Source organism: Pseudomonas chlororaphis, assembly GCF_001921865.1.
GTDB classification, from domain to species: domain Bacteria; phylum Pseudomonadota; class Gammaproteobacteria; order Pseudomonadales; family Pseudomonadaceae; genus Aquipseudomonas; species Aquipseudomonas chlororaphis_D.
Window position 1 is genome coordinate 664,670 of sequence record NZ_MSCT01000020.1, and the last position, 22,113, is coordinate 686,782.

The window sequence follows — 22,113 nt, forward strand, 5'->3', positions numbered from 1 at the left end:
TCGCCTCGCAACACCGATCCGGTCCTCCGGCCGGGCACAACAATAAGAACAGGTGAATCCTTATGCCTAGCGAACACACCGGCGTGCCGTCGGCGGGCTCCTCCGTCGACTTTGAAAAGGTCGGCTCCGACTACTTCCAACAACGCGAACTGAAAAAGGGCGCGGCAGGCTGGGTCCTGCTGGTGGGCCTGGGCGTGGCCTACGTCATTTCCGGTGACTACGCCGGCTGGAACTTCGGCCTGGCCCAGGGCGGCTGGGGCGGCATGTTCCTCGCCACCTTGCTGATGGCCACCATGTACCTGTGCATGTGCTTCTCCCTGGCCGAGCTGTCATCGATGATCCCCACCGCCGGCGGCGGCTACGGTTTTGCCCGCAGCGCCTTCGGCCCCTGGGGCGGATTTCTCACCGGTACCGCGATCCTCATCGAATACGCCATCGCCCCGGCGGCGATCGCCGTGTTCATCGGCGCCTATTGCCAGTCGCTGTTCGGTATCGGCGGCTGGATGATCTACCTGGCGTTCTACATCGTGTTCATCGCCATCCACATTTTCGGGGTCGGCGAAGCGCTGAAGCTGATGTTCATCATCACCGCCGTGGCCGCCATCGCCCTGGGCGTGTTCCTGGTGGCGATGGTGCCGCACTTCTCGGTGGCCAACCTGCTGGACATCCCGGTCACCGAGGCCGCGGGCGCCAGCAGCTTCTTGCCGTTCGGCTATGTCGGCGTGTGGGCGGCGATTCCCTACGCGATCTGGTTCTTCCTCGCGGTCGAAGGCGTGCCGCTGGCCGCCGAAGAAACCAAGAACCCCAAGCGCGACCTGCCCCGCGGCCTGATCGGCGCCATGCTGGTGCTGCTCAGCTTCGCCCTGCTGATCCTGGTGATCGGCCCGGGCGGTGCTGGGGCCAACGCGTTGCTGACTTCAGGCAACCCGCTGGTGGAAGCGCTGGCCAAGTCCTACGGCGGTTCGACCTGGATGGGCAGCTTCGTCAACCTGGTGGGCCTGGCCGGACTGATCGCCAGCTTCTTCTCGATCATCTACGCCTACTCCCGGCAGATCTTCGCCCTGTCCCGCGCCGGCTACCTGCCGCGCAAACTGTCGGAAACCAACAAGAGCAAAGCGCCGGTACTGGCGCTGGTGATCCCCGGCATCATCGGTTTCGGCCTGTCGCTGACCGGCCAGGGCGACCTGCTGATCCTGGTGGCGGTGTTCGGCGCGACCATCTCCTACGTGCTGATGATGGCCGCGCACATCACCCTGCGTATCCGCCGCCCCAAAATGGACCGTCCGTACCGCACGCCGGGCGGCATCTTCACCTCCGGCGTGGCCCTGGTACTGGCCTGCATCGCCGTGGTGGCGGGGTTCCTGGTGGATCCGCGGGTGGTGATTGGCGCCGCGATCATCTATGGAGTATTAATTGCTTACTTTGCTTTCTACAGTCGGCATCACTTGGTAGCAGGCACGCCCGAAGAAGAGTTCGCGGCGATTCAGAAAGCTGAAGAAGCCTTGCACTAAGCGCCGAAAACCTCGACGCGGGAGCGCGCTCCTGCGTCGTCACGGAGAACCTGTATGGCAAGTTTCGCCCACACCGTCGGCGCCCAGACCTACCGCTTCGACGGCCTCAAGGAGGTCATGGCCAAGGCCAGCCCGGCGCGTTCCGGGGACTTCCTGGCCGGCGTCGCCGCCCTCAACGACGGCGAACGGGTCGCCGCACAAATGACCCTGGCGGACATCCCGCTCAAGCACTTCCTCGAAGAAGCGCTGATTCCCTATGAGTCCGACGAAGTCACCCGGCTGATCATCGACACCCACGACAAGGCCGCCTTTTCCACCGTCAGCCACCTCACGGTCGGCGGCTTTCGCGACTGGCTGCTCAGCGACGCCGCCGACGAGCAGAGCCTGCGCGCCCTGGCGCCGGGGCTGACCCCGGAAATGGCCGCCGCCGTGTCGAAGATCATGCGCGTCCAGGACCTGGTGCTGGTGGCGCAGAAAATCCGCGTGGTCACCCAGTTTCGCGGCACCCTGGGGCTGCGCGGACGGCTCTCGACCCGCCTGCAACCCAACCACCCCACCGACGAGCCGGCGGGCATCGCCGCGAGCATTCTCGACGGCCTGCTCTACGGCAACGGCGACGCCATGATCGGCATCAACCCGGCCACCGACAGCATTGCCTCGATCTGCGCTCTGCTGGAAATGCTCGACGCTATCATCCAGCGCTACGAAATCCCCACCCAGGCCTGCGTGCTGACCCACGTCACCACCTCCATCGAGGCGATCAACCGTGGCGTGCCGCTGGACCTGGTGTTCCAGTCGATCGCCGGCACCGAGGCGGCCAACGCCAGTTTCGGCATCAACCTGAATGTCTTGCAGGAAGGCTACGAAGCCGGCCTGAGCCTCAAGCGCGGCACCCTGGGGCAGAACCTGATGTATTTCGAGACCGGCCAGGGCAGCGCGCTGTCAGCCAACGCCCACTTCGGCGTCGACCAGCAAACCTGCGAAACCCGCGCCTACGCGGTGGCCCGGCACTTCAAGCCGTTCCTGGTGAACACCGTGGTCGGCTTCATCGGCCCCGAGTACCTGTACAACGGCAAGCAGATCATCCGCGCCGGCCTGGAAGACCACTTCTGCGGCAAGCTGCTGGGCGTGCCCATGGGCTGTGACATCTGCTACACCAACCACGCCGAAGCCGACCAGGACGACATGGACACCCTGCTGACCCTGCTGGGCGTAGCCGGGATCAACTTCATCATGGGCATCCCCGGCTCCGACGACATCATGCTCAACTACCAGACCACCTCGTTCCACGACGCCCTTTACGCCCGCCAGACCCTGGGCCTGAAACCGGCGCCGGAGTTCGAACAGTGGCTGGCGAAAACCGGCATCTTCACCCAGCCCGACGGCAAGGTGCGGTTCGGCCACAACCTGCCGCCGGCCTTCCGCCAGGCCCTGGCGCAGCTCGGATAAGGAGCAGGCCCATGGACAAACACCCGACCGACAGCCAGAACCCCTGGCTGGAACTGCGCCGCCTGACCCCGGCGCGCATCGCCCTGGGCCGCACCGGCACCAGCCTGCCCACTGGCGCCCAACTGGACTTCCAGTTCGCCCACGCCCAGGCCCGCGACGCGGTGCACCTGCCGTTCGATCACCAAAAGCTGAGCAGCCAGCTGGCCGAGCGCAGCCGCGACAGCCTGCTGCTGCACAGCGCCGCCCACGATCGCCACAGTTACCTGCAGCGCCCGGACCTGGGGCGCAGGCTGAGCGACGAATCGGCCCACGCCCTGCGCGAACACGCCGCCGCCAACCCGGGCGGAGTGGACCTGGCGGTGGTGGTAGCGGACGGCCTGTCGGCGCTGGCGGTGCATCGCCATACCCTGCCGTTTCTCGAACGCTTCGAAGAGCAGACCGCGGCCGAAGGCTGGTCGCTGTCGCCGGTGGTCCTGGTGGAACAGGGCCGGGTCGCGGTGGCCGACGAAATCGGCGAGCTGCTCGGGGCGAAAATGACCGTGATCCTGATCGGCGAACGCCCGGGCCTAAGCTCGCCGGACAGCCTGGGGCTGTATTTCACCTACAACCCCAAGGTCGGCCTCACCGACGCCTACCGCAACTGCATCTCCAACGTGCGCCTGGAAGGGCTGAGCTACGGCATGGCGGCGCACCGCCTGCTGTACCTGATGCGCGAAGCCTGCAGGCGGCAACTCTCGGGGGTCAACCTGAAGGACGAGGCCCAGGTGAACACCCTGGACAGCGACTCGCCCGACAGTCAGCGGGGGAATTTCCTGCTGGGCCCGGCAAAGCCGTGATTTTTCGAGACGATTGCGCTTTTTCCACGCTTTAGGCAGCATCCAGGCACGGCTGCCCGAGTAATGAACCGTTTGCCGTCGTATCCATTTGAAGTTGAGGACAACCATGCGGATTACTCAAGCAACCCTCGAACACCTGGATCTGCTCACGCCCCTGTTCGTCAAATACCGCGAATTCTATGGCGCCCTGCCGTTTCCGGACTCGTCCCGGGCCTTCCTGGAAAAGCGCCTGCGACGCAAGGAGTCGGTGATCTACCTGGCCCTGCCCGACGATGACGACAAGAAGCTCCTCGGTTTCTGCCAGCTCTACCCCAGTTTCTCCTCCCTGTCCCTCAAGCGCGTGTGGATCCTCAACGATATCTACGTCGCCGAAGACGCCCGCCGCCAGTTGGTGGCCGACAGCCTGATCCGCACCGCGAAGAAAATGGCCAAGGACACCCAGGCCGTGCGTATGCGGGTTTCCACCAGCAGCGACAACGAAGTGGCGCAGAAAACCTACGAATCCATCGGTTTTCGCGAAGACACCGAGTTCAAGAACTACGTCTTGCCGATCAGCGACGAATAAACCTCGCCGCCACGGCTCGTCGCGTCCGCCGGCAGCCCTCGACCGAGGCTGCCGACGGTCGCGAGCCCGTGCTGCCGACCTGCCATCACCCACACGACATCCCCCGCTACAAACTCAACGCCCATTTCACATTTCAAGTCTTATAATGCCGACCTTTTCGGGGCGTAAGATGAATCCGCGCCAGCTGTAAGTTTTTGCCCCGGTATTGCACAGGCCCGCCGAGCCAGGCCATCACCACAGGTGCTTCAATGGATTTCAACCCGATCGACCTCATCCTCCATCTCGACGTTTACCTCGACATGTTGGTGACCAATTACGGGCCGTGGATCTACGCCATCCTGTTCCTGGTGATTTTCTGCGAGACCGGCCTGGTGGTGATGCCCTTCCTGCCCGGCGACTCCCTGCTGTTCATCGCCGGCGCGGTGGCGGCCGGCGGCGGCATGGACCCGGTCCTGCTCGGCGGCTTGCTGATGCTGGCGGCGATCCTCGGCGACAGCACGAACTACATCATCGGGCGAACGGCCGGCGAACGCTTGTTCAGCAACCCGGACTCGAAGATCTTCCGCCGCGACTACCTGCAAAAGACCCATGACTTCTACGACCGGCACGGCGGCAAGACCGTGACCCTGGCGCGTTTCCTGCCGATTATCCGCACCTTCGCGCCGTTCGTCGCCGGCGTGGCCAGGATGCCTTACCCGCGGTTCTTCGCCTTCAGCGTGGCCGGCACCATCCTCTGGGTCGGCGGCCTGGTGACCCTGGGCTACTTCTTCGGCAACGTACCGTTCATCAAGAAGAACCTGTCGTTGCTGGTGGTCGGCATCATCCTGCTGTCGCTGGTGCCGATGATCATCGGTGTGGTGCGCAGCCGCCTGGGCCGCTCGGCGGCAAAGGCTGAAAGCCACTGATCGACATGTGGCCCCTGAGCACCTGGCGCCGTCGGCGCCGCCTGGCCAAGCACCCGATTGCCGATGAACTGTGGCAACGGGTGCGCCAGCACCTGCCCTTCCTCGACGGCCTGAGCGCCGAAGAGGACCAGTGGCTGCGGGAAACCAGCGTACTGTTTCTCGACGACAAACACCTGAGCCCCCTGCCCGGCGTCGAACTGCATCAGTTCGAGCGCCTGCTGCTGGCGGTCCAGGCCCAGTTGCCGCTGCTGCACCTGGGGGACTTGAACTGGTACCAGGGCTTTCACGAAATCGTCCTCTACCCCGACGACTTCCTCAGCCCCCAGCGCCATCGCGACGCCAGCGGCGTCGAACACGAGTGGGACGCCGAACACAGCGGCGAAGCCTGGCAACAGGGTCCGATCATCCTGGCGTGGCCCGGAGTGCTGGCCAGCGGCGGCTGGGAAGCCTACAACCTAGTGATCCACGAACTGGCGCACAAGCTGGACATGCTGACCGGCGACGCCAACGGCCTGCCGCCGCTGCACAGCGACATGCGTGTCAGCGACTGGGCCCAAGCGATGCAGACGGCCTACGACGACCTCAACCGCCAGCTCGACCACGACCCCGATGCCGACACCGCCATCGATCCCTACGCCGCGGAAAACCCGGCGGAATTCTTCGCTGTCACCAGCGAATACTTCTTCAGCGGCCCGGACCTGCTGCACCAGGCTTATCCGAAAGTCTACGAGCAACTGCGGCTGTTTTACCGGCAAGATCCCCTGGCCCGGCTCCAGCGCTTGCAAGCCAGCGACCCGCATTACCAGCAGCACTGATGGCTCCTGCCGGAAGGGCCGGCCGACGCTCGATTGCTCGCGAAATAATCGTCAACGATGACGTGTAACTTCTGAACTAAACGCGCGAGGGCGACTCTTTTTTCGCGAGCACGCTCGCTCCTACAACGGGCTTGCAACGTTTCCACACGTCCTGCGGCACGTGGCATCACCCGGCGAATATGCCTATAATCGCCGCCACTTTTTGGTCAATCCGGCCAAGACTTTTTGGTCAACTAACGGGGGCATCGCCCAATGAGCTACAGCAAGATTCCGGCTGGCAAAGACCTGCCGAACGACATCTACGTCGCAATCGAGATCCCGGCCAACCATGCGCCGATCAAATACGAAATCGACAAAGACAGCGACTGCCTGTTCGTTGACCGTTTCATGGCCACCCCGATGTTCTACCCGGCCAACTACGGTTTCATCCCGAACACCCTGGCCGACGACGGCGACCCCCTCGACGTGCTGGTCGTTACCCCTTACCCAGTGGCGCCAGGCTCGGTGATCCGCGCCCGTCCGGTCGGCATCCTGAACATGACCGACGACGGCGGCGGCGATGCCAAAGTCATCGCGGTACCGCACGACAAGCTGTCCCAGCTGTATGTCGACGTGAAGGAATACACCGACCTGCCAGCGCTGCTGATCCAGCAGATCGAGCACTTCTTCGCGAACTACAAAGACCTCGAAAAAGGCAAGTGGGTGAAGATCGAAGGTTGGGCCGGCGCCGACGCCGCCCGCGCCGCGATCACGAAGTCGGTTGCCGCCTATAAAGGCTAAGAAGCAGCTGCAAGCTTCGAGCGACAAGCTTCAAGAAAAGGCCCCGTTCATTCGGGGCTTTTTCATACCTGCCCCCATCCCCCCGCAGGAGCGAGGCTGGCCCGCGATAGCACCAGCCCGGCAACGCCCTCTCTTGGCAAACCTCGCCAGTCCCTCCCATTTTTTCGGCCTCTAGAGGCTCTGGATTGCGCTTTGCGCTGGGAATTCCCCTCGAACATCAGTATGCTGCGCCCCACCTTTGCGCATCGACCTATCCAACCGGTCAGATTCGCCCGACGCGGCAGATGATTTTCTCGCCACGTCCCACAGCCAGCCGCAAGAGCTGGGTGTACGTTTTGCAGGCTGGTGCGGTTTACCAAAAATGAACCAAGCCAGTCCCCGAGAAGCCGGCCACAAGCCGGCTTTTTATTTGCCCTGAATAATCCTCTCCCCCGGGATTCTGCCCTGCTCGCCCACTTTCGGGTCTGTTCGCATGTCTTGCTCAGCCCGCAAAGGGTCGAACAAAAGCGCTACCACGATTCAAACAACTATGAATTCAAGCACCCGATAGTTGGCGCGGCCATTCGCGACGAACTTGAAATACCTCACGGCGACTCCGGCTCACAGGAAACATCCGAAGTACATTCAAAAAACAACTCCAGACAGCCCATTCTCGTCCCGCGAATTCGAGTTAATCCGGTTCAAAAAAATCAAAATTAGGAGCACTCCTATAGATTCGAAAATAATGAACCCATTACATTGGCCCCATCCTATATGGTGCTGAGCCTTAGCCAACGCAGATCGAAGCACTTCAAGTAGCGATAGAAAGCCACCGCACCTTTTCGTACTCCTTGGTCATTCAATCCAATAGAAACCTTAAAGCAGTAACTTAAAAAGATTAACAAGTTCTCCACGAGCTGATCACGCGGCTATAAAGCCGGATCACGATCGCCCCACCAAGCTTTATTGACCAGGCCAATTCTTTTGTGCGGGCGATCTCTGGCTGGCCGTAATGAACTTGCACTTTCAACTTAATTGTTATTACTGAGGTTGGCTCGTGCCAGACACCATGAACAAAATACACACTGTAATCTGGAGTTTTACCAAAAGTTGCTGGATGGCTGTATCGGAGCTGGCGAGTCGTGGCGGCAAAACGAAAAGCCGTAGCATAGCCACCGGTAAATACGTCGAACATGACTGCATGCTCATGGAACATGGCAAGCTATCAGCGCCAGCCCAATGCCTTGCAGGAATGAATTTTCTCAATAAGCGGATGTTGTTGGGCTGCGTCGTTATCCCATCTCTGTTGAGCCTGGGATGGGCGCCCGCCATTTTTGCAGCAGCCAACGATGGTATTTATATCAACGATGCAAGCGATGACGGTTGCAGCTCAGCGGGTGATAGCGCTAGGTATTCCAGCAAGAAGGACGGCTCGGTTTGTTCGCCGAGAGATAGGTCAACCCAAACTAATCGTTCGCTATTTTACAACCCCAATGGCGCGACAGGCGCTGGTTCCACATCGCTGACCCTTGGCAACGAGCTCTTTGTGAATGGCGACTCCACGGGAGACTTATTAGATCCAGTGACCGCCGCGGCCCATATCAACTCGCTCGATATGCGCGGCACCAGAATACTGCAACTCGGAAGCGGCGCGTTATCGGACACCTCATTGGAAGCAGTCAACGGCAGCCAGCTGTTCAGCACCAACACCAACGTCGCCAATCTGGGCAACCAGATCGACCATCTGGGCCAAGGTCTCGCCAGTGCCCTTGGTGGTGATGCGCAGATAGACCCGATCACTGGTGCAGTGACCGCACCGCGTTTCAGTACCACCAGCATCGATGCCACTGGCAAGGCCAGCGCCACGCCGGCCATCAGCAACAATGTCGACGATGCCCTGGCCGGTCTCGACAACAGCCTGGCTAATACCGCCGCCGTCGGCGTCAAGTATGATGACGCGAACAGCAAGACCAAGGTGACTTTCAGCCCGGGTGGCGCAGCCACCAGCCTGAGCAACGTCGCCGCCGGCAGCCTCACTGCCACCAGCACCGACGCGGTCAACGGTAGCCAGCTATTTGAGACCCATCAGACGGTCAACGGCTTGGGTAATCAAGTCACAGGCCTGGATGCCCAACTCGGCAACCTGGCGACCAGTGCCGGCGCGCAGAACCAGAACATCGCCAGTGCCTTGGGTGCAGGGGCTCAAGTAAACCCCAGCACCGGAGCCTGGACTGCACCGAGCTTCAACACCCCCAGCATCGATGCCACTGGCAAGGCCAGCGCCACGCCGACCATCAGCAACAATGTCGGCGATGCCCTGGCCGGCCTCGGCAACAGCCTGGCCAACACCGCGGCCGTGGGCGTCAAGTACGACGATGTGAACAGCAAGACCAAGGTGACTTTTAACCCGAGTGGTGCAGCCACCACCCTGACCAATGTCGCTGCCGGCAGCCTCAGTGCAACCAGTACCGACGCAGTCAACGCCAGCCAGTTGTTCGATACCAACACCTCGGTTACCAATCTGGGCACCAGCCTTAATGAGTCCATTACCAACCTGGGCTCCGAGTTCACGACCCAGCTCGGCAACCTGGCCAGCAGCTCGGGTAATCAGGTGCAACAACTCAGCCAAGGCATTGCCAACGCTTTGGGCGGTGGCACTCAAGTAGATCCGGTCACCGGCACGTTCACCGCGCCAAGCTTCAACACCACCCACATCGATGCCACTGGCCAGGCCAGCGCCACGCCAACCACCAGCAATAATATCGGCGATGCCCTGACCGGCCTCGGCAATAGCCTGATCAACACAGCCGCCGTGGGCGTCAAGTACGACGATGTGAACAGCAAGACCAAGGTGACTTTCAACCCAGGTGGTGCAGCCACCAGCCTGACCAATGTCGCCACCGGTAGCCTCAGTGCCACCAGCACCGATGCGGTCAACGGCAGCCAGCTGTTCAGTACCAATACCAACGTCACCAACCTGGGCACCCAACTCGGCGACCTGATCAACAACTCCGGCAAACAGATCGACCATCTGAGCCAAGGTCTCGCCAGTGCCCTTGGTGGCGATACACAGATAGACCCGGTCACTGGCGCAGTGACCGCACCGCGTTTCAGCACCACCAGCATCGATACCACTGGCAACGCCAGTGCCACGCCCGCCACCAGCAACAGTGTCGGCGATGCCCTGACCGGTCTAGGCAACAGCCTGGCCAACAGCGCCGCCGTGGGCGTCAAGTACGACGATGTGAACAGCAAGACCAAGGTGACTTTCAACCCGGGCGGCAGCGCCACCAGCCTGAGCAATGTCGCCGCCGGCAGCCTCAGTGCCACCAGCACCGATGCAGTCAACGCCAGCCAGTTGTTCGACACCAACACCTCGGTTACCAACCTGGGTACCAGCCTCAACGAATCCATCGCCAACCTGGCCAGCAACTCGGGTAACCAGGTGCAACAACTCAGCCAAGGCATTGCCAACGCTTTGGGCGGTGGCACTCAAGTAGATCCGGTCACCGGCACGTTCACCGCGCCAAGCTTCAACACCACCCACATCGATGCCACTGGCAAGGCCAGCGCCACGCCAACCACCAGCAATAATATCGGCGATGCCCTGACCGGCCTCGGCAACAGCCTGGCCAACACCGCGGCCGTGGGCGTCAAGTACGACGATGTGAACAGCAAGACCAAGGTGACTTTCAACCCGGGCAGCAGCGCCACCACCCTGACCAATGTCGCCGCCGGCAGCCTCAGTGCCACCAGTACCGATGCGGTCAACGCCAGCCAGTTGTTCGACACCAACACCTCGGTTACCAACCTGGGCACCAGCCTTAACGAGTCCATTACCAACCTGGGCTCCGAGTTCACGACCCAGCTCGGCAACCTGGCCAGCAGCTCGGGTAACCAGGTGCAACAACTCAGCCAAGGCATTGCCAGCGCTTTGGGCGGTGGCACACAAGTAGATCCGGTCACCGGCACGGTAACCGCGCCAAGCTTCACCACCACCCATATCGATGCCACTGGCAAGGCCAACGCCACGCCAACCACCAGCAACAATATCGGCAATGCCCTGGCCGGCCTCGGCAACAGCCTGGCTAATACCGCCGCCGTGGGCGTCAAGTACGACGACGTGAACAGCAAGACCAAGGTGACTTTCAACCCGGGCAGCAGCGCCACCACCCTGACCAATGTCGCCGCCGGCAGCCTCAGTGCCACCAGCACCGACGCGGTCAACGCCAGCCAGCTATTTGCGACCAATCAGACAGTCAACGGCTTGGGTAATCAAGTCACAGGCCTGGGAGCCCAACTCGGCAACCTGGTGACCAGTGCCGGCACGCAGAACCAGAACATCGCCAGTGCCTTGGGCGCCGGGGCTCAAGTGAGCGCCAGCACCGGAGCCTGGACGGCACCGAGCTTCAACACCACCCACATCGATGCCAGTGGCAAGGCCAGCACCACGCCGACCACCAGCAACAACGTCGGCGATGCCCTGACCGGCCTCGGCAATAGCCTGGCCAACACCGCGGCCGTGGGCGTCAAGTACGACGATGTGAACAGCAAGACCAAGGTGACCTTCAACCCAACGGGTGCCGCCACCACGCTAACCAATGTCGCCGCCGGCACCCTGAGTGCAATCAGTAGCGATGCGGTCAACGGCAGCCAGCTGTTCAGCACCAACACGCGAATCGACAACATCGTCAACAACGGCTATGGCATCAAGTACTTCCACGCCCAGTCCACCAAGGCAGACTCGCTCGCCAGCGGTACCGACTCCATGGCCCTGGGCCCCAACGCCCAGGCCAGCGCCGCGGCCTCTATCGCCTTGGGCAACGACGCCAGCGCGACAGCTGCCAGCGCAGTGGCTATCGGTGACGGTGCGACAGCCTCGGCTGACGGTAGCGTCGCCCTGGGCAAAGGCGCCAGCGACGATCAGCGTGGCATGCAGCGCTATACCGGCAAGTACTCGGGGGTGAACAACAACAGCACCGGCGTGGTCTCGGTCGGCAATGCCGTCGCTGGCCAAACCCGTGTATTGAGTAACGTTGCCGATGGCAGCGAGGCCACCGACGCCGTCAACCTGCGTCAACTTGACGGAGCGGTCGCCGAGTCCAAGGCCTATACAGAGACCAGCATCAAGCAGGTCCAGAGTTCAATCAAAGACATGGATGCTGTTGCAACTAACGTCAACAACAGCGTGGCCAAGGTCGAGGCCGACATCAGCCGTGTGCAGAAAGGCACCAGCGGAGCGTTCCAGGTCAACAACAGCCGCAACGCGCAACAGCCCAGGGCAACCGGGACCAATGCCGTGGCGGGCGGCATGGGTTCCCGGGCCTCGGGCGATAACAGCGTGGCTATCGGTAGCAATGCCCAGGCCAGCGCGAAAAATGCCACCGCAACCGGTAACGATGCTCAAGCCACCGCGAACAATAGCGTCGCGCTCGGAGCCAACTCGATCGCGGACAGGGAAAACAGCGTGTCGGTGGGACATGCGAATAATGAACGGCAAATTACCAATGTCGCCGCAGGTAGCCGGATGACCGATGCAGTCAACGTCGAGCAACTGAGCCGTAGCGTGGCGACTGTCACCAGTGAAGCCAATGCCTATACCGATCAGCGTTTCGCCGACATCCGCCACGACCTCAAGCAACAGGACAGCGCCCTTAGCGCTGGTATTGCCGGAGCCATGGCGATGGCCAGCCTGCCACGCTCGTCGATGGCCGGGGGCAGCATGACCTCGGTGGCGATGGGCAACTACCGCGGCCAGTCGGCGCTGGCGGTGGGCGTCTCGCATGTGTCGGACAACGGCCGCTGGTCCACCAACCTGATGGGCACCACCAGCAGCCAAAACGATACCGGCGTAGCCGTGGGGGTTGGCTATCAGTGGTAAGCCGCAAGCTCGACAGATGAGACGCAAGGCACGGCACCAACCGTGCCTTGTCCTTCAGGGCCGCCCCTCCCGCTATAAAGGGGCAATCATTCCCGTGTATTTCACTGCAGGACCATGTTGATGAAACTCAAGCTGCTGCTTTCCAGCCTTGGCCTAGTATTCGCTCTGGGGCTGTCCGGCTGCAAAGAGACAGAGAACGCCGTCGAGGCTCGCCCCCCATGTGTCGGACAACGGCCGCTGGCCCACCAACCTGATGGGCACCACCAGCAGCCAAAACGATACCGGCGTAGCCGTGGGGGTTGGCTATCAGTGGTAAGCCGCAAGCTCGACAGATGAGACGCAAGGCACGGCACCAACCGTGCCTTGTCCTTCAGGGCCGCCCCTCCCGCTATAAAGGGGCAATCATTCCCGTGTATTTCACTGCAGGACCATGTTGATGAAACTCAAGCTGCTGCTTTCCAGCCTTGGCCTAGTATTCGCTCTGGGGCTGTCCGGCTGCAAAGAGACAAAGAACGCCGTCGAGGCTCGCCCCCAATGGCTTGACCTGCCCGCCCTGCCCATCCTGCAAAACGCTGTACATAACCTCGCTGACCTACTGGCCCCGCATAAACAGCCCCTGATCATGGAACAACTGTGCGCCTTGGCCAGAGGCGATATCCCGCAGGAAAACGTCAATGCCTTCATTCAGCAACAAGGTGGTACTCCCAGGGATATCCCACCGATGGGCCACCCGTTATCACTGCTGGTCAATGGCGACCGACAAACCCAAGCCAGCGCCTGCGCGGCATACCTGGCGACCACGGTGTTATCGCCGCTGGGCCTGAGCGAACTCATGAAAGAAGCTCCGGCCATTGCCGCTCAGGAAAAGAACGGTCAAGCCAAAACAGCTTCGCTGGAGATCGACCAGGCGAAACTGCTGGAAGCCCTGCCCCACAAGTTGGCGATTGCGCAAACCAATGCAGATATTTTCGCCCTGATCGCCGCCGAACTGCAGAGCCGCCCCGGACTGACGCTGGAGCAGTATCGCCAGCTGTCGATGCAAATGTTCGTGCGCCTGGCGCCCGCTTATTTGCAACGGGTGAAAGAGCACCTACCACCGCGCGGCACCACGTACAAAGTGCTGAGACTGGATGCCGATCAGTTCATCTTCATCAGTAGCACCCGAACATCGTTTGCCTATGATTTTTCAGGTTTGAAACTGCAGCACCATGGCATCACCTGGTTTGGCGAAGGCAAGCTCTTAGGCAAAACCTATTTGCTGAAAGTCGCCTACTTGCCGGGAAATGCCGCTCAACTGGCGGGTATGCCGCTCTAGCCCCGCCAGGCCGCAACTCAAAGAGGCCTCAGCATGATCCGACGCATGTCGATGCAATGAATGCGCTCGAGCCGCCGCTCGACCAGAAGCGCTCAAGACTCCGCTCACACAATATGGGTGCCCGATTTTATTAGACCGCGACAGCATTTTTAGGAGTATTCCTATTTTTTTTTGCACGCCTAAGCGTCACATTGCATGAGCTTTTATGATGCGAATTTCGACGCAATGAAAACATTAGGTTTCTGACGGTGACCTTGTTTCTAGGTATCGCGGTTCTTCTAATCTTATAGCCTCAAGCTAACGCAGCTATATACGTGCTTTAAGGTCGATTGCATACAGGGGAGCTCTTATAGCTTGCGCTACCTTTTAGTTTTGATTGAAAACCCCGCAGTACAATGCGCCAGCCAATATTGAAAACTTTGCAAGTATCAGGGCACGGCATTCGCAGGGCCCAAAGATCGACCAAGAATTTAGTTCTGACACACAAACCAGAAGCCCAGCACGTACAACTCAATCACTGGATTCCGGGTAGCTAAGCGAATGGTTCGGATATGGTGACGGTAATGTCTAGATTTATAGTAATACTTTTGCTTTTTGTCCCGACTGTTGATGCGACTGGGTTCACATCGGCAGGCTCTAGCACTAGCAGTGGAACCCATAAGCAGCTTGAGAGTAACAAAAGCACAACCACGATTTTGAACGAAGACGGTACATCGACCATATCAGTAGCGATGACCTACGAAGATGGCCTTCAAGAAGACTGCATTATCAAGATGTCACAAGCGACAACAGAACAACCAATACCGAAGCCTATAGGCAAGGCGTGTACCCGTATACGCCTTGCCATCCCTGACTAGTCCAGAAAAATTGCTCCCGGCACACCAAGTTTCTTTATTGGACTACCCCCCTTAGAAACATTGGGAAAGCCAGGTTTCAGGAAAGAAATCCCAACCATGAGCAAAGCCTTTGACGAGTCACGCGCAGAGGAGCTTGGCGCGCGCGGCTCTCGGCCTAGACATACAAGTTGCCTCTCACAATCAACACCACGAGATCGAAGCCGCGCATAGCGAGGGGCGCCACTCCTGCTGGGAGAGGTTTCGCAACCTATTGATCTATCGAGCCGCTCGGTATCGCGCTTCCCAAACGGTTTCCAGCGGGCCGGCCTCAACCATATACAAAATTCACTCTAGCAAGGGGAAACAAGACATGACCTCAATTTTTCGGTCCGCCGCGGGAGTTTTCACGTCAACCCTGGCGTTGTTGCTGGCTGGGTGCGCAGGCAATTCCTTGCCCACCTGGCGAACCGCAGATTCGCCACCCACCCAGCGAGTCACAAGCGCCGGCATCGTCAACGGTCTCGATCGCAGCGCCACCACGGGTGTCTATGCCTGGCTTGGTATTCCGTATGCACAGCCGCCGGTTGGCGCGTTGCGCTGGATGCCGCCGGCTGATCCCGCGTCGTGGAACGGTGTGCGCACCGCGCAACAATTCGGGCACTCGTGCGCGCAAGGAGGCGTGTACTTCAGTCCCGCGCCGAATGATGCACCCTATGGCCTCGCGGTGCGGGAAGGTTTCGGCAAGCCGGTGGGCAACGAAGACTGCCTGACGTTGAACATTTGGAGTCCGGCAGCGGCGAGCGGCCCGCTCCCAGTCATTTTTTTCATCCACGGCGGTAGCAACGTCTCCGGATATTCCGCTGATCCCATCTACGACGGACAGGCACTTGCGAAGAAGGCCAATGCCGTCGTCGTCACGATCAATTACCGCCTGGGAATCCTCGGCTGGCTTGACCTGCAACCGCTCAAGACTGGCCACGCGCTAGCGGACTCCGGCAACTTCGCCCTGCTCGATCAACAGCAGGCGCTGAAGTTCGTGAAAAACAACGTCGCAGCGTTCGGCGGCGATCCAAACAACATCACCGTGATGGGGCAATCCGCGGGCGCAGTCAATGTCTGGGCCCTGCTCGTTTCGCCCTTGTCGAACGGGCTGTTCCAGAAGGTTGTACCGTTGAGCGGCGGCCTCTTGACCACTTCTCGGGCAGACGCACAGACCTACTCGCGGGCGTTGCTGACGGCGATCGTCATTGCCGACGGCAAGGCAACGGACGCCACGTCTGCACAGTCCTGGCTCGCATCGCAGTCGAGCGCGCAGGTTGCGGCGTATCTGCGCGGTATCCCGGCCGACAAGCTTCTCAGGGTGATGATTTCTAACCCGCAATTGGGTGACGCACGCGCGGCAATCGAGGACGGCAACGTCCTGCCGAAGAACTCGCTTGCAGCGCTCGCGAATGGGCAATACCAGAAAGTACCGGTGCTCGCCGGCAATACGAAGGACGAAGGCACGCTATTTGCCGAACTGTTCGGCAAGAGCTCCGGTAGCGCCATTTCGGGCTACAAGCCAAACGACTACGATCGATTCGGCCTGCAGTTCAATTTCAATCCAAATGCGCCTGGCACGCTGACCGAGGCTGACTTGATCAGTGCCCCGTATCTGCCGGTGACGGCATTGCCCTATGGGTGGAATGCAATGGCGGCCCTTGCGACGGATACCATCTTCTATCGTGGGGTGACACTGCCACTCATTGCCCTGGCCATGCGGCAACCGGACGAGGTCTGGCACTACCGCTTCGACTGGAATCAGGAGCCAGCACCGTTTAACACCGTGTACGGCGCAACACATTCGCTGGATCTACCGTTTATCTTCGGCAATTTCGGAACGAACGTTTTCTCCTTCGCGTACAGCAATGCGAACAAAGCGGGGCGTGAGGCATTGTCGAACACAATGATCGAAAGCCTTGCGGCCTTTGCGAAGACCGGCAATCCGAATACACAAGCACTCGGCGCCACCTGGGCGACTTTTCCACGCAGGTTGCTGCTGGATGCGACACCAACACAACTGCGCATTAGTGAGCAGTAGGCACTATGACGTGCTGCGCGATGTGGCATTACGCATGATCGGACACGCGTAATGCTACAAGCGATCTACCGGCATTGAGTTCACGGTAGAGCTGGGGCTAGACAGGGGATAGATGATCCCAATTTGCCCGCAACGCAGCACCGGCCTCGAAGGGGTCACTCCCCCCGGGGCAGACCCGATCTCACGCAACGTTTTAGGCAAATTCCTATAGAGGGCGATGATGCGCTGTTGCTTAAGTGTATTGCCCTAACAATCACCGAGTGATCTTCAAGTTGGAAAACTTACCTCCACCGCCCAAGGCTGCCTTTCACCCCCGTTTTCACTATTGGCTGCTCGGCCTGACACTTGTCAACGTAGCCGCGCTGCTGTTTCTCGAAGTGCTCGAGCGCCAGGTGAAACCGGTTGACGGTACTCAGACTCTGGTTTTTTTGCGCCATGCAGAAAAGCCCAGCCAGGGCCTCGGCCAGTTGAACTGCCAGGGGCTCAACCGCGCCCTGGATCTCGCCACCCTGCTGCCCGAGCGTTTCGGCAAGGCCGACTACGTGTTCGCCGCCAACCCCTCCAGGCATGTCAAGGAAGGCAGCCAGGATCAACGCTATAACTATATCCGCCCACTGATGACGATCAGCCCCAGCGCCATCCACCTCGGCCTACCGGTGAATATCGACTTTGGCGCCAATGACACTGACGAGTTGGCCGGCGAGCTTCTGAGCGGCAAGTATCACAACGCAACGGTCTACATTGCCTGGTCCCGTGGTTATCTGCCGGAATTGATCAATGCCGTGGCTGGCAAGGCTCTGGGTGAGGAGCAGATGATTGCCGAGGATTGGCACCGCGATGATTTCGACACGCTCTATGTACTGACTCTGACCTGGCGTGATGGCAACGCAAAGCTGCTCAGCCGAAGCCTGCCCCAAGGCCTCGACCATGGTGAGCCTGATTGCCCGACCCGACCCGTTGCGACTGCCTGGCTTCCAGACCGATACCAGGATTAGTGGCGGCTTACGACGTATAGGGCACGCGGGCGCGATTCGGCTGGCAGTGGCAAGACCTAGCGATCCGCCTCACGTTGGGTTTTCACCACAACCACCAGACCGTCTCCAGCTATGTCTTATTGGCCATTGCAGTGACGGAACTCAGGTTCCCGATGGCGAGCACGCGCATGAACTCGTCCACCTCCAGAGGCACCGACAGGGCAAAGCCCTGTCCTATACGACACCCCCGCTCAAGCAGCGCGTCAATCTGCCACGAAGATTCAACTCCTTCAGCGACGATATTCAGTTCCATGGTCTGGCCTATCGATATCGCCGCGCAAACCGCCGCACGACAACCGGAGTCATGCTCCATGCCTTGTACGAAGCGACCATCAATTTTGAGTGTGGAAAATGGCATTTGAGTCAACAAGTCAATCGAAGCAAAGCCACAACCAAAATCATCCATCGCAATCGGGAAACCCCACATGCGCAGACATCCCAACTCCATCGACAAGGCGAGCCAATCACCCACCGGCACGTCTTCCGTCAACTCGATCGTGAGCAACGAATTAGGAACAGCGGCGTCTTGAAGCTGTCGGCCGAGCCAGCGACCAATCCCAGCAGTGGACAACGTCTCGGCCGAAGCATTTACGGCAATCGGCACCGCAATACCTCGACGGTACAGTTCACTCAAAAGCGCAATGATCCTGGTCACCACCACATGAAAGAGCAGCAGTTCCAATCCGGCCTTGCGCGCTAGCGGCACAAAGGTCGACGGCCCAATAACCCCCTTGGACACATGACTCCAACGTGCTAACGCTTCGGCGCCTACAATCTCGCCGGTTTCCAGGTCGATTTGCGGTTGCAGCACTATTCTGAAACCGTTATCGGTCATGAGGGCACGCACCAGTTCATGCATATTGGGTGCATGATTTTCGCCATACTGAGTTACATCCCCATTGGCTGCACTTTCCACTAGTGCGCTGGCGACATTCAAATCGACATTAGCGCTGGACAACGAGAAGAGCAGGACTCTCACACCCGCACGCCCGGCCAAGCGTACATGCCACTCCAGCAATCCGCGCTCTTGTGCGCCGTACCATATGACGACAGGCAAGTTCGACAATAGGCATTGCCGCTTGAGGTCAAGCAGCAATGCAGGCAAGGCCAACCCCTCGTCACACTCCACCGAGATCCCACTCAGCACAACGTCAAACCGTCGCGTAGCCAGTGCACAGGCCGCCGCACTCAAGGTAGTCACGACCTGCGCCTCGTAGGTGAAAGATGGGGCGCAACCGATGCCGTCAATTGCCCCCACGATAAGCACCTGTGGCAACGTACTGTCTTGCTCTCCCTGCATCAGACGCGATGGCATTGTATCTATCCTGTACAAGTAGCGATGCCAAACACTGTACGTAGGCGTGCAGTGGGCAGACTATCGGAATAGGATTAAAAGATGCTCGATCGCAATCTCATGGTGAAGTTCTGTCTGAGACCGACAAGGCATAGTGCGCCAACAACTGTTCCAACCGGACCAGGTCAGCCAGTGCAGAGCTGTATGGCCCGACCTTGAACCCGGCCTCCATTGATCTTGCCAACGATGCCATATCCGACTGTTCCAATACCGCGAACGCGCCAATCAATCGATGCACCCAATGCGTCGCTTCTTCCATGTCAGCCATTTCAACTGCGACCCGCAGTGCATGCACGTCGTCCCATAAGTCCGCGATAGCCGCTCGTTCATCCATAACGAATATAGCTTCGTCGTCGATGTGCGCTACGGGCATATCTGTCCAGAGTTGAAGTGCATCTCTCAACTTGCCCAGCTTGATGGGCTTCTTCAACACCCCATCCATGCCCGCTTCGAAGCAGGCAATGGTGTGCTCCTCATCGCTCGAGGCAGAGATCGCCACAATCGGCACGGGCGCAAGGCTGAGCGACGACTCCACAGCCCGCCACTGGCGGGCCACCTCATAGCCGGAAATACCTGGGAGATCACAGTCCAACAGCACGATGTCATAGGCACCCTGCTCAAGCGCAAGCAAGGCCTTATCGCCATCCGGGGCGAGTATCGAATGGCAGCCCAGGGCTTCGAGCTGAGCCTGGAGGACCACCTGATTGGCGGGCGTATCCTCTACCAGCAAGACCCGAAGCGCGTGCTCTGTCGCCGCCACATCGAATAGTTGCCTGGACATTGCCTGCTCCTGCAGATGTGCGGGGGCAATGTAGGTATCACAGGGCAACCGTACTGAGACGACAGTACCCTTGCCAAGTTCGCTTTCCAGCTCTATCGAACCGCCCATCAACTCCACTAGTTGCCGGCAGATCGTCAAGCCAAGCCCGGTGCCACCAAATTTACGTGCCGTATTCGGGGTAGCCTGGGCGTAGGGATGGAAAAGTCGTTGAAGAGCTTCGGAGTCTATCCCGATACCCGTATCCACTATACGGATCTGCAATTGATGCTTGGTTAACGGGAGCGCACTGATATCTAACTTAATACTGATCGTTACGCCGCCTTTAGGCGTGAACTTGATGGCATTCGAGATGAGGTTATGCAAAACCTGCTCTACCCGAAACCTGTCTAACATGAGATGAAACTCGATGGGATGCTCTTGCATCAGCTCCAACCCAACACCGTTTTGTACCTTAAGCGCCAGCAGATCTACAACGGAATGCGTCAGCTCCATAATGTCCACAGGGCCTAGATCAAGTTGTAACCGCCCAGCTTCCAGCTTGGAGATATCCAGAACATCATCCAATAGATACAGTAGGTTCTCCGCACCGCTGGAAGCTACAGCCAGTAAACGATGAGACTCCTCTGGCAGCTCAGTACGCTGCATCAGCAACTCCATTGAGGCGAGAATGGCGTTCATCGGTGAGCGAATCTCGTGGCTAAGCACGGCCAGAAACATCGTTTTCTCTTTCTCGCTGCGCATAGCCAGGCGCCGCTGCTGCCTGGCCTGAATCGCAAATCCGGCAATCAGCAATAGCCCAATCAAGGCCAGTACCATGTGTATGCTGTAATAGCGAAATATTATTGCCAGCGATGGCCTGCCATAGTTGGTCGACTCGAGCTGACGGTGCTCCATTTCATCGATTTGGTCGGCGGTCAAGGATGCCAGCGCCTTGTCGATGATACGGTGCAAGATCGGCAAGTCGCGTCGTACAGCCATGGAGAGCTCCATCGGTAAACGGGCTATTCCACCGGAGACATACAACTCTTCATCATAATCGCTTCGCAAATAAGGCAGCAGCGCAGGTGCAATATCTATTGCAGCCTCGGCCCTCCCTTCAATGACCGCGATTAGAGAGTCTTCGGGAGTTCGCGTTCCAAGGATTTTGACATTTGGGTAGAGCGCTCTGATGGCGGTATCGTATGAACTGTTCTCCTTGACAGCGACAACCTGCCCATCCAATCGATGTAAATCGAATACCGCCCGACTATCTTTCCGCGCGACAATTATCGTAGTTCCCATGTAATAGGCATTCGTGAAGATGGCGGCATTGACAATCGATTGCGGCGCAAACATCTGCATTATCCCTGGAAGTACATCCACCTCACCCCGCTGAAACTTCTCTATCCTCTCCCTCCCGACTCCGCTATCGGGCACGGGCTCAAAGCGAAGGCCTGTGCTGTGCTCGATGACGGAGATGTACTCGGACACCAGCCCCATGACTTGACCGTCCTCCACATACTGGAGCGGCTTCCAGTTAGGCTCGACAGCCATACGAACGACTGGGTGCGCAGCAATCCAGGCGCGCTCCTCCTGAGTCAGATCCAGGTGTTGGGAGAGTGCTGGCGGCAACCAGGCAAATAAAACGGCGGGCCAAAGCGCTGCTCTCCATTTCATGGCATTTGCAACGCGTACTTGAGTTCAAAAAACTCAATATAGGAGGCTGCTCCCACCTTGCGAAATGCCCTCGCCTTCTGGGGGCTGATGGCTTTTGCGCTACGGTCTATTTTTTTTGCGATTTCTCTCACAGCCATGCCTCTTGGAAAGCAGCGGATGACCTCACAGTTTTTGATCGCCCCCCCTGACGCGATCAATACTCTTGTTGGCGGCCTTAGCCCCGGTCGTTAGTACAATATCGGCAAACAATAAGCGCAGCCAGGCGAATTGGAATGACGTGTGGGCATCCAAACAACGATCTTCTCTCCATCGCCTGGAGTCGATCACCCACCCCAG

Annotated in this window: 15 protein-coding genes; 12 read left to right on the forward strand and 3 right to left on the reverse strand. The window is 59.3% G+C overall.

Annotated features, from left to right (window positions below; translation table 11 throughout):
• The first annotated feature begins 62 nt into the window (after positions 1-62).
• The 7 genes from eat to ppa all read left to right on the forward strand — a co-directional run bounded on the left by eat (position 63) and on the right by ppa (position 6,861).
• A complete protein-coding gene (eat, locus tag BTN82_RS26095; protein ID WP_075121935.1) occupies positions 63-1,511 on the forward strand; it encodes an ethanolamine permease in 1,449 nt (482 codons plus the stop codon).
• A 54-nt stretch (positions 1,512-1,565) separates the two neighbouring features.
• Positions 1,566-2,960 (forward strand): ethanolamine ammonia-lyase subunit EutB, encoded by a 1,395-nt coding sequence (locus tag BTN82_RS26100; RefSeq protein ID WP_075121936.1) that lies wholly within the window; start codon positions 1,566-1,568, stop codon positions 2,958-2,960.
• Positions 2,961-2,971: 11 nt separating this feature from the next.
• Positions 2,972-3,796 carry an ethanolamine ammonia-lyase subunit EutC gene (gene eutC, locus BTN82_RS26105; protein WP_075121937.1) on the forward strand — a complete coding sequence of 275 codons (825 nt, stop codon included), beginning with the start codon at positions 2,972-2,974 and terminating at the stop codon, positions 3,794-3,796.
• A gap of 106 nt (positions 3,797-3,902) precedes the next feature.
• Entirely contained in the window at positions 3,903-4,361 is a 459-nt protein-coding gene (locus BTN82_RS26110; RefSeq protein WP_075121938.1) for a GNAT family N-acetyltransferase, read from the forward strand.
• Between the two features lie 248 nt (positions 4,362-4,609).
• Positions 4,610-5,266 (forward strand): DedA family protein, encoded by a 657-nt coding sequence (locus BTN82_RS26115; protein WP_075121939.1) that lies wholly within the window; start codon positions 4,610-4,612, stop codon positions 5,264-5,266.
• Between the two features lie 5 nt (positions 5,267-5,271).
• Positions 5,272-6,081, forward strand: coding sequence for a zinc-dependent peptidase (locus tag BTN82_RS26120; protein ID WP_075121940.1), 810 nt, complete (start codon positions 5,272-5,274; stop codon positions 6,079-6,081).
• A gap of 252 nt (positions 6,082-6,333) precedes the next feature.
• Entirely contained in the window at positions 6,334-6,861 is a 528-nt protein-coding gene (gene ppa, locus BTN82_RS26125) for an inorganic diphosphatase (RefSeq protein WP_075121941.1), read from the forward strand.
• An 877-nt stretch (positions 6,862-7,738) separates the two neighbouring features.
• Here the strand turns inward: ppa and BTN82_RS31665 are convergent.
• Positions 7,739-8,035 (reverse strand): hypothetical protein, encoded by a 297-nt coding sequence (locus BTN82_RS31665; protein ID WP_261793022.1) that lies wholly within the window; start codon positions 8,033-8,035, stop codon positions 7,739-7,741.
• Between BTN82_RS31665 and BTN82_RS30795 the strand changes: the two genes are divergently transcribed.
• From BTN82_RS30795 to BTN82_RS26165, 5 genes are all read left to right on the forward strand, one after another.
• The gene (locus BTN82_RS30795; RefSeq protein WP_410002840.1) at positions 7,958-12,721 is read left to right on the forward strand and encodes a YadA-like family protein; all 4,764 of its coding nucleotides are present in this window, start codon (positions 7,958-7,960) and stop codon (positions 12,719-12,721) included. The genes BTN82_RS31665 and BTN82_RS30795 overlap by 78 nt on opposite strands.
• Before the next feature lie 220 nt (positions 12,722-12,941).
• On the forward strand, positions 12,942-13,037 hold the full coding sequence (locus BTN82_RS31960; RefSeq protein ID WP_186828448.1) for a YadA-like family protein: 96 nt from the start codon (positions 12,942-12,944) through the stop codon (positions 13,035-13,037).
• A 120-nt stretch (positions 13,038-13,157) separates the two neighbouring features.
• On the forward strand, positions 13,158-14,036 hold the full coding sequence (locus BTN82_RS26155; RefSeq protein ID WP_075121943.1) for a hypothetical protein: 879 nt from the start codon (positions 13,158-13,160) through the stop codon (positions 14,034-14,036).
• A gap of 1,206 nt (positions 14,037-15,242) precedes the next feature.
• The gene (locus BTN82_RS26160) at positions 15,243-16,952 is read left to right on the forward strand and encodes a carboxylesterase/lipase family protein (RefSeq protein WP_075122022.1); all 1,710 of its coding nucleotides are present in this window, start codon (positions 15,243-15,245) and stop codon (positions 16,950-16,952) included.
• Between the two features lie 329 nt (positions 16,953-17,281).
• Positions 17,282-17,947, forward strand: a complete 666-nt coding sequence (locus BTN82_RS26165) for a histidine phosphatase family protein (protein WP_075122023.1) — start codon at positions 17,282-17,284, stop codon at positions 17,945-17,947.
• A gap of 109 nt (positions 17,948-18,056) precedes the next feature.
• On the opposite strand, the gene BTN82_RS26170 is transcribed toward BTN82_RS26165, so the two are convergent.
• Both BTN82_RS26170 and BTN82_RS26175 read right to left on the reverse strand, forming a co-directional pair.
• Complete coding sequence (locus tag BTN82_RS26170) at positions 18,057-19,301, reverse strand: EAL domain-containing protein (protein WP_081375516.1); 1,245 nt, start codon at positions 19,299-19,301, stop codon at positions 18,057-18,059.
• Positions 19,302-19,398: 97 nt separating this feature from the next.
• The gene (locus tag BTN82_RS26175; protein WP_075121944.1) at positions 19,399-21,777 is read right to left on the reverse strand and encodes an ATP-binding protein; all 2,379 of its coding nucleotides are present in this window, start codon (positions 21,775-21,777) and stop codon (positions 19,399-19,401) included.
• Positions 21,778-22,113: the final 336 nt, after the last annotated feature.

Excerpts from the sequence above, each read along its gene's own strand:
- eutC (WP_075121937.1), top strand. The coding sequence starts at position 2,972 with ATGGACAAACACCCGACCGACAGCCAGAACCCCTGGCTGGAACTGCGC.
- eat (WP_075121935.1), top strand. The coding sequence starts at position 63 with ATGCCTAGCGAACACACCGGCGTGCCGTCGGCGGGCTCCTCCGTCGAC.
- BTN82_RS30795 (WP_410002840.1), top strand. The coding sequence starts at position 7,958 with ATGGCTGTATCGGAGCTGGCGAGTCGTGGCGGCAAAACGAAAAGCCGT.
- BTN82_RS26170 (WP_081375516.1), bottom strand. The coding sequence starts at position 19,301 with ATGCCATCGCGTCTGATGCAGGGAGAGCAAGACAGTACGTTGCCACAG.
- BTN82_RS26110 (WP_075121938.1), top strand. The coding sequence starts at position 3,903 with ATGCGGATTACTCAAGCAACCCTCGAACACCTGGATCTGCTCACGCCC.
- BTN82_RS26100 (WP_075121936.1), top strand. The coding sequence starts at position 1,566 with ATGGCAAGTTTCGCCCACACCGTCGGCGCCCAGACCTACCGCTTCGAC.
- ppa (WP_075121941.1), top strand. The coding sequence starts at position 6,334 with ATGAGCTACAGCAAGATTCCGGCTGGCAAAGACCTGCCGAACGACATC.
- BTN82_RS26120 (WP_075121940.1), top strand. The coding sequence starts at position 5,272 with ATGTGGCCCCTGAGCACCTGGCGCCGTCGGCGCCGCCTGGCCAAGCAC.
- BTN82_RS31665 (WP_261793022.1), bottom strand. The coding sequence starts at position 8,035 with ATGTTCGACGTATTTACCGGTGGCTATGCTACGGCTTTTCGTTTTGCC.
- BTN82_RS26160 (WP_075122022.1), top strand. The coding sequence starts at position 15,243 with ATGACCTCAATTTTTCGGTCCGCCGCGGGAGTTTTCACGTCAACCCTG.
- BTN82_RS26175 (WP_075121944.1), bottom strand. The coding sequence starts at position 21,777 with ATGAAATGGAGAGCAGCGCTTTGGCCCGCCGTTTTATTTGCCTGGTTG.
- BTN82_RS26155 (WP_075121943.1), top strand. The coding sequence starts at position 13,158 with ATGAAACTCAAGCTGCTGCTTTCCAGCCTTGGCCTAGTATTCGCTCTG.
- BTN82_RS26115 (WP_075121939.1), top strand. The coding sequence starts at position 4,610 with ATGGATTTCAACCCGATCGACCTCATCCTCCATCTCGACGTTTACCTC.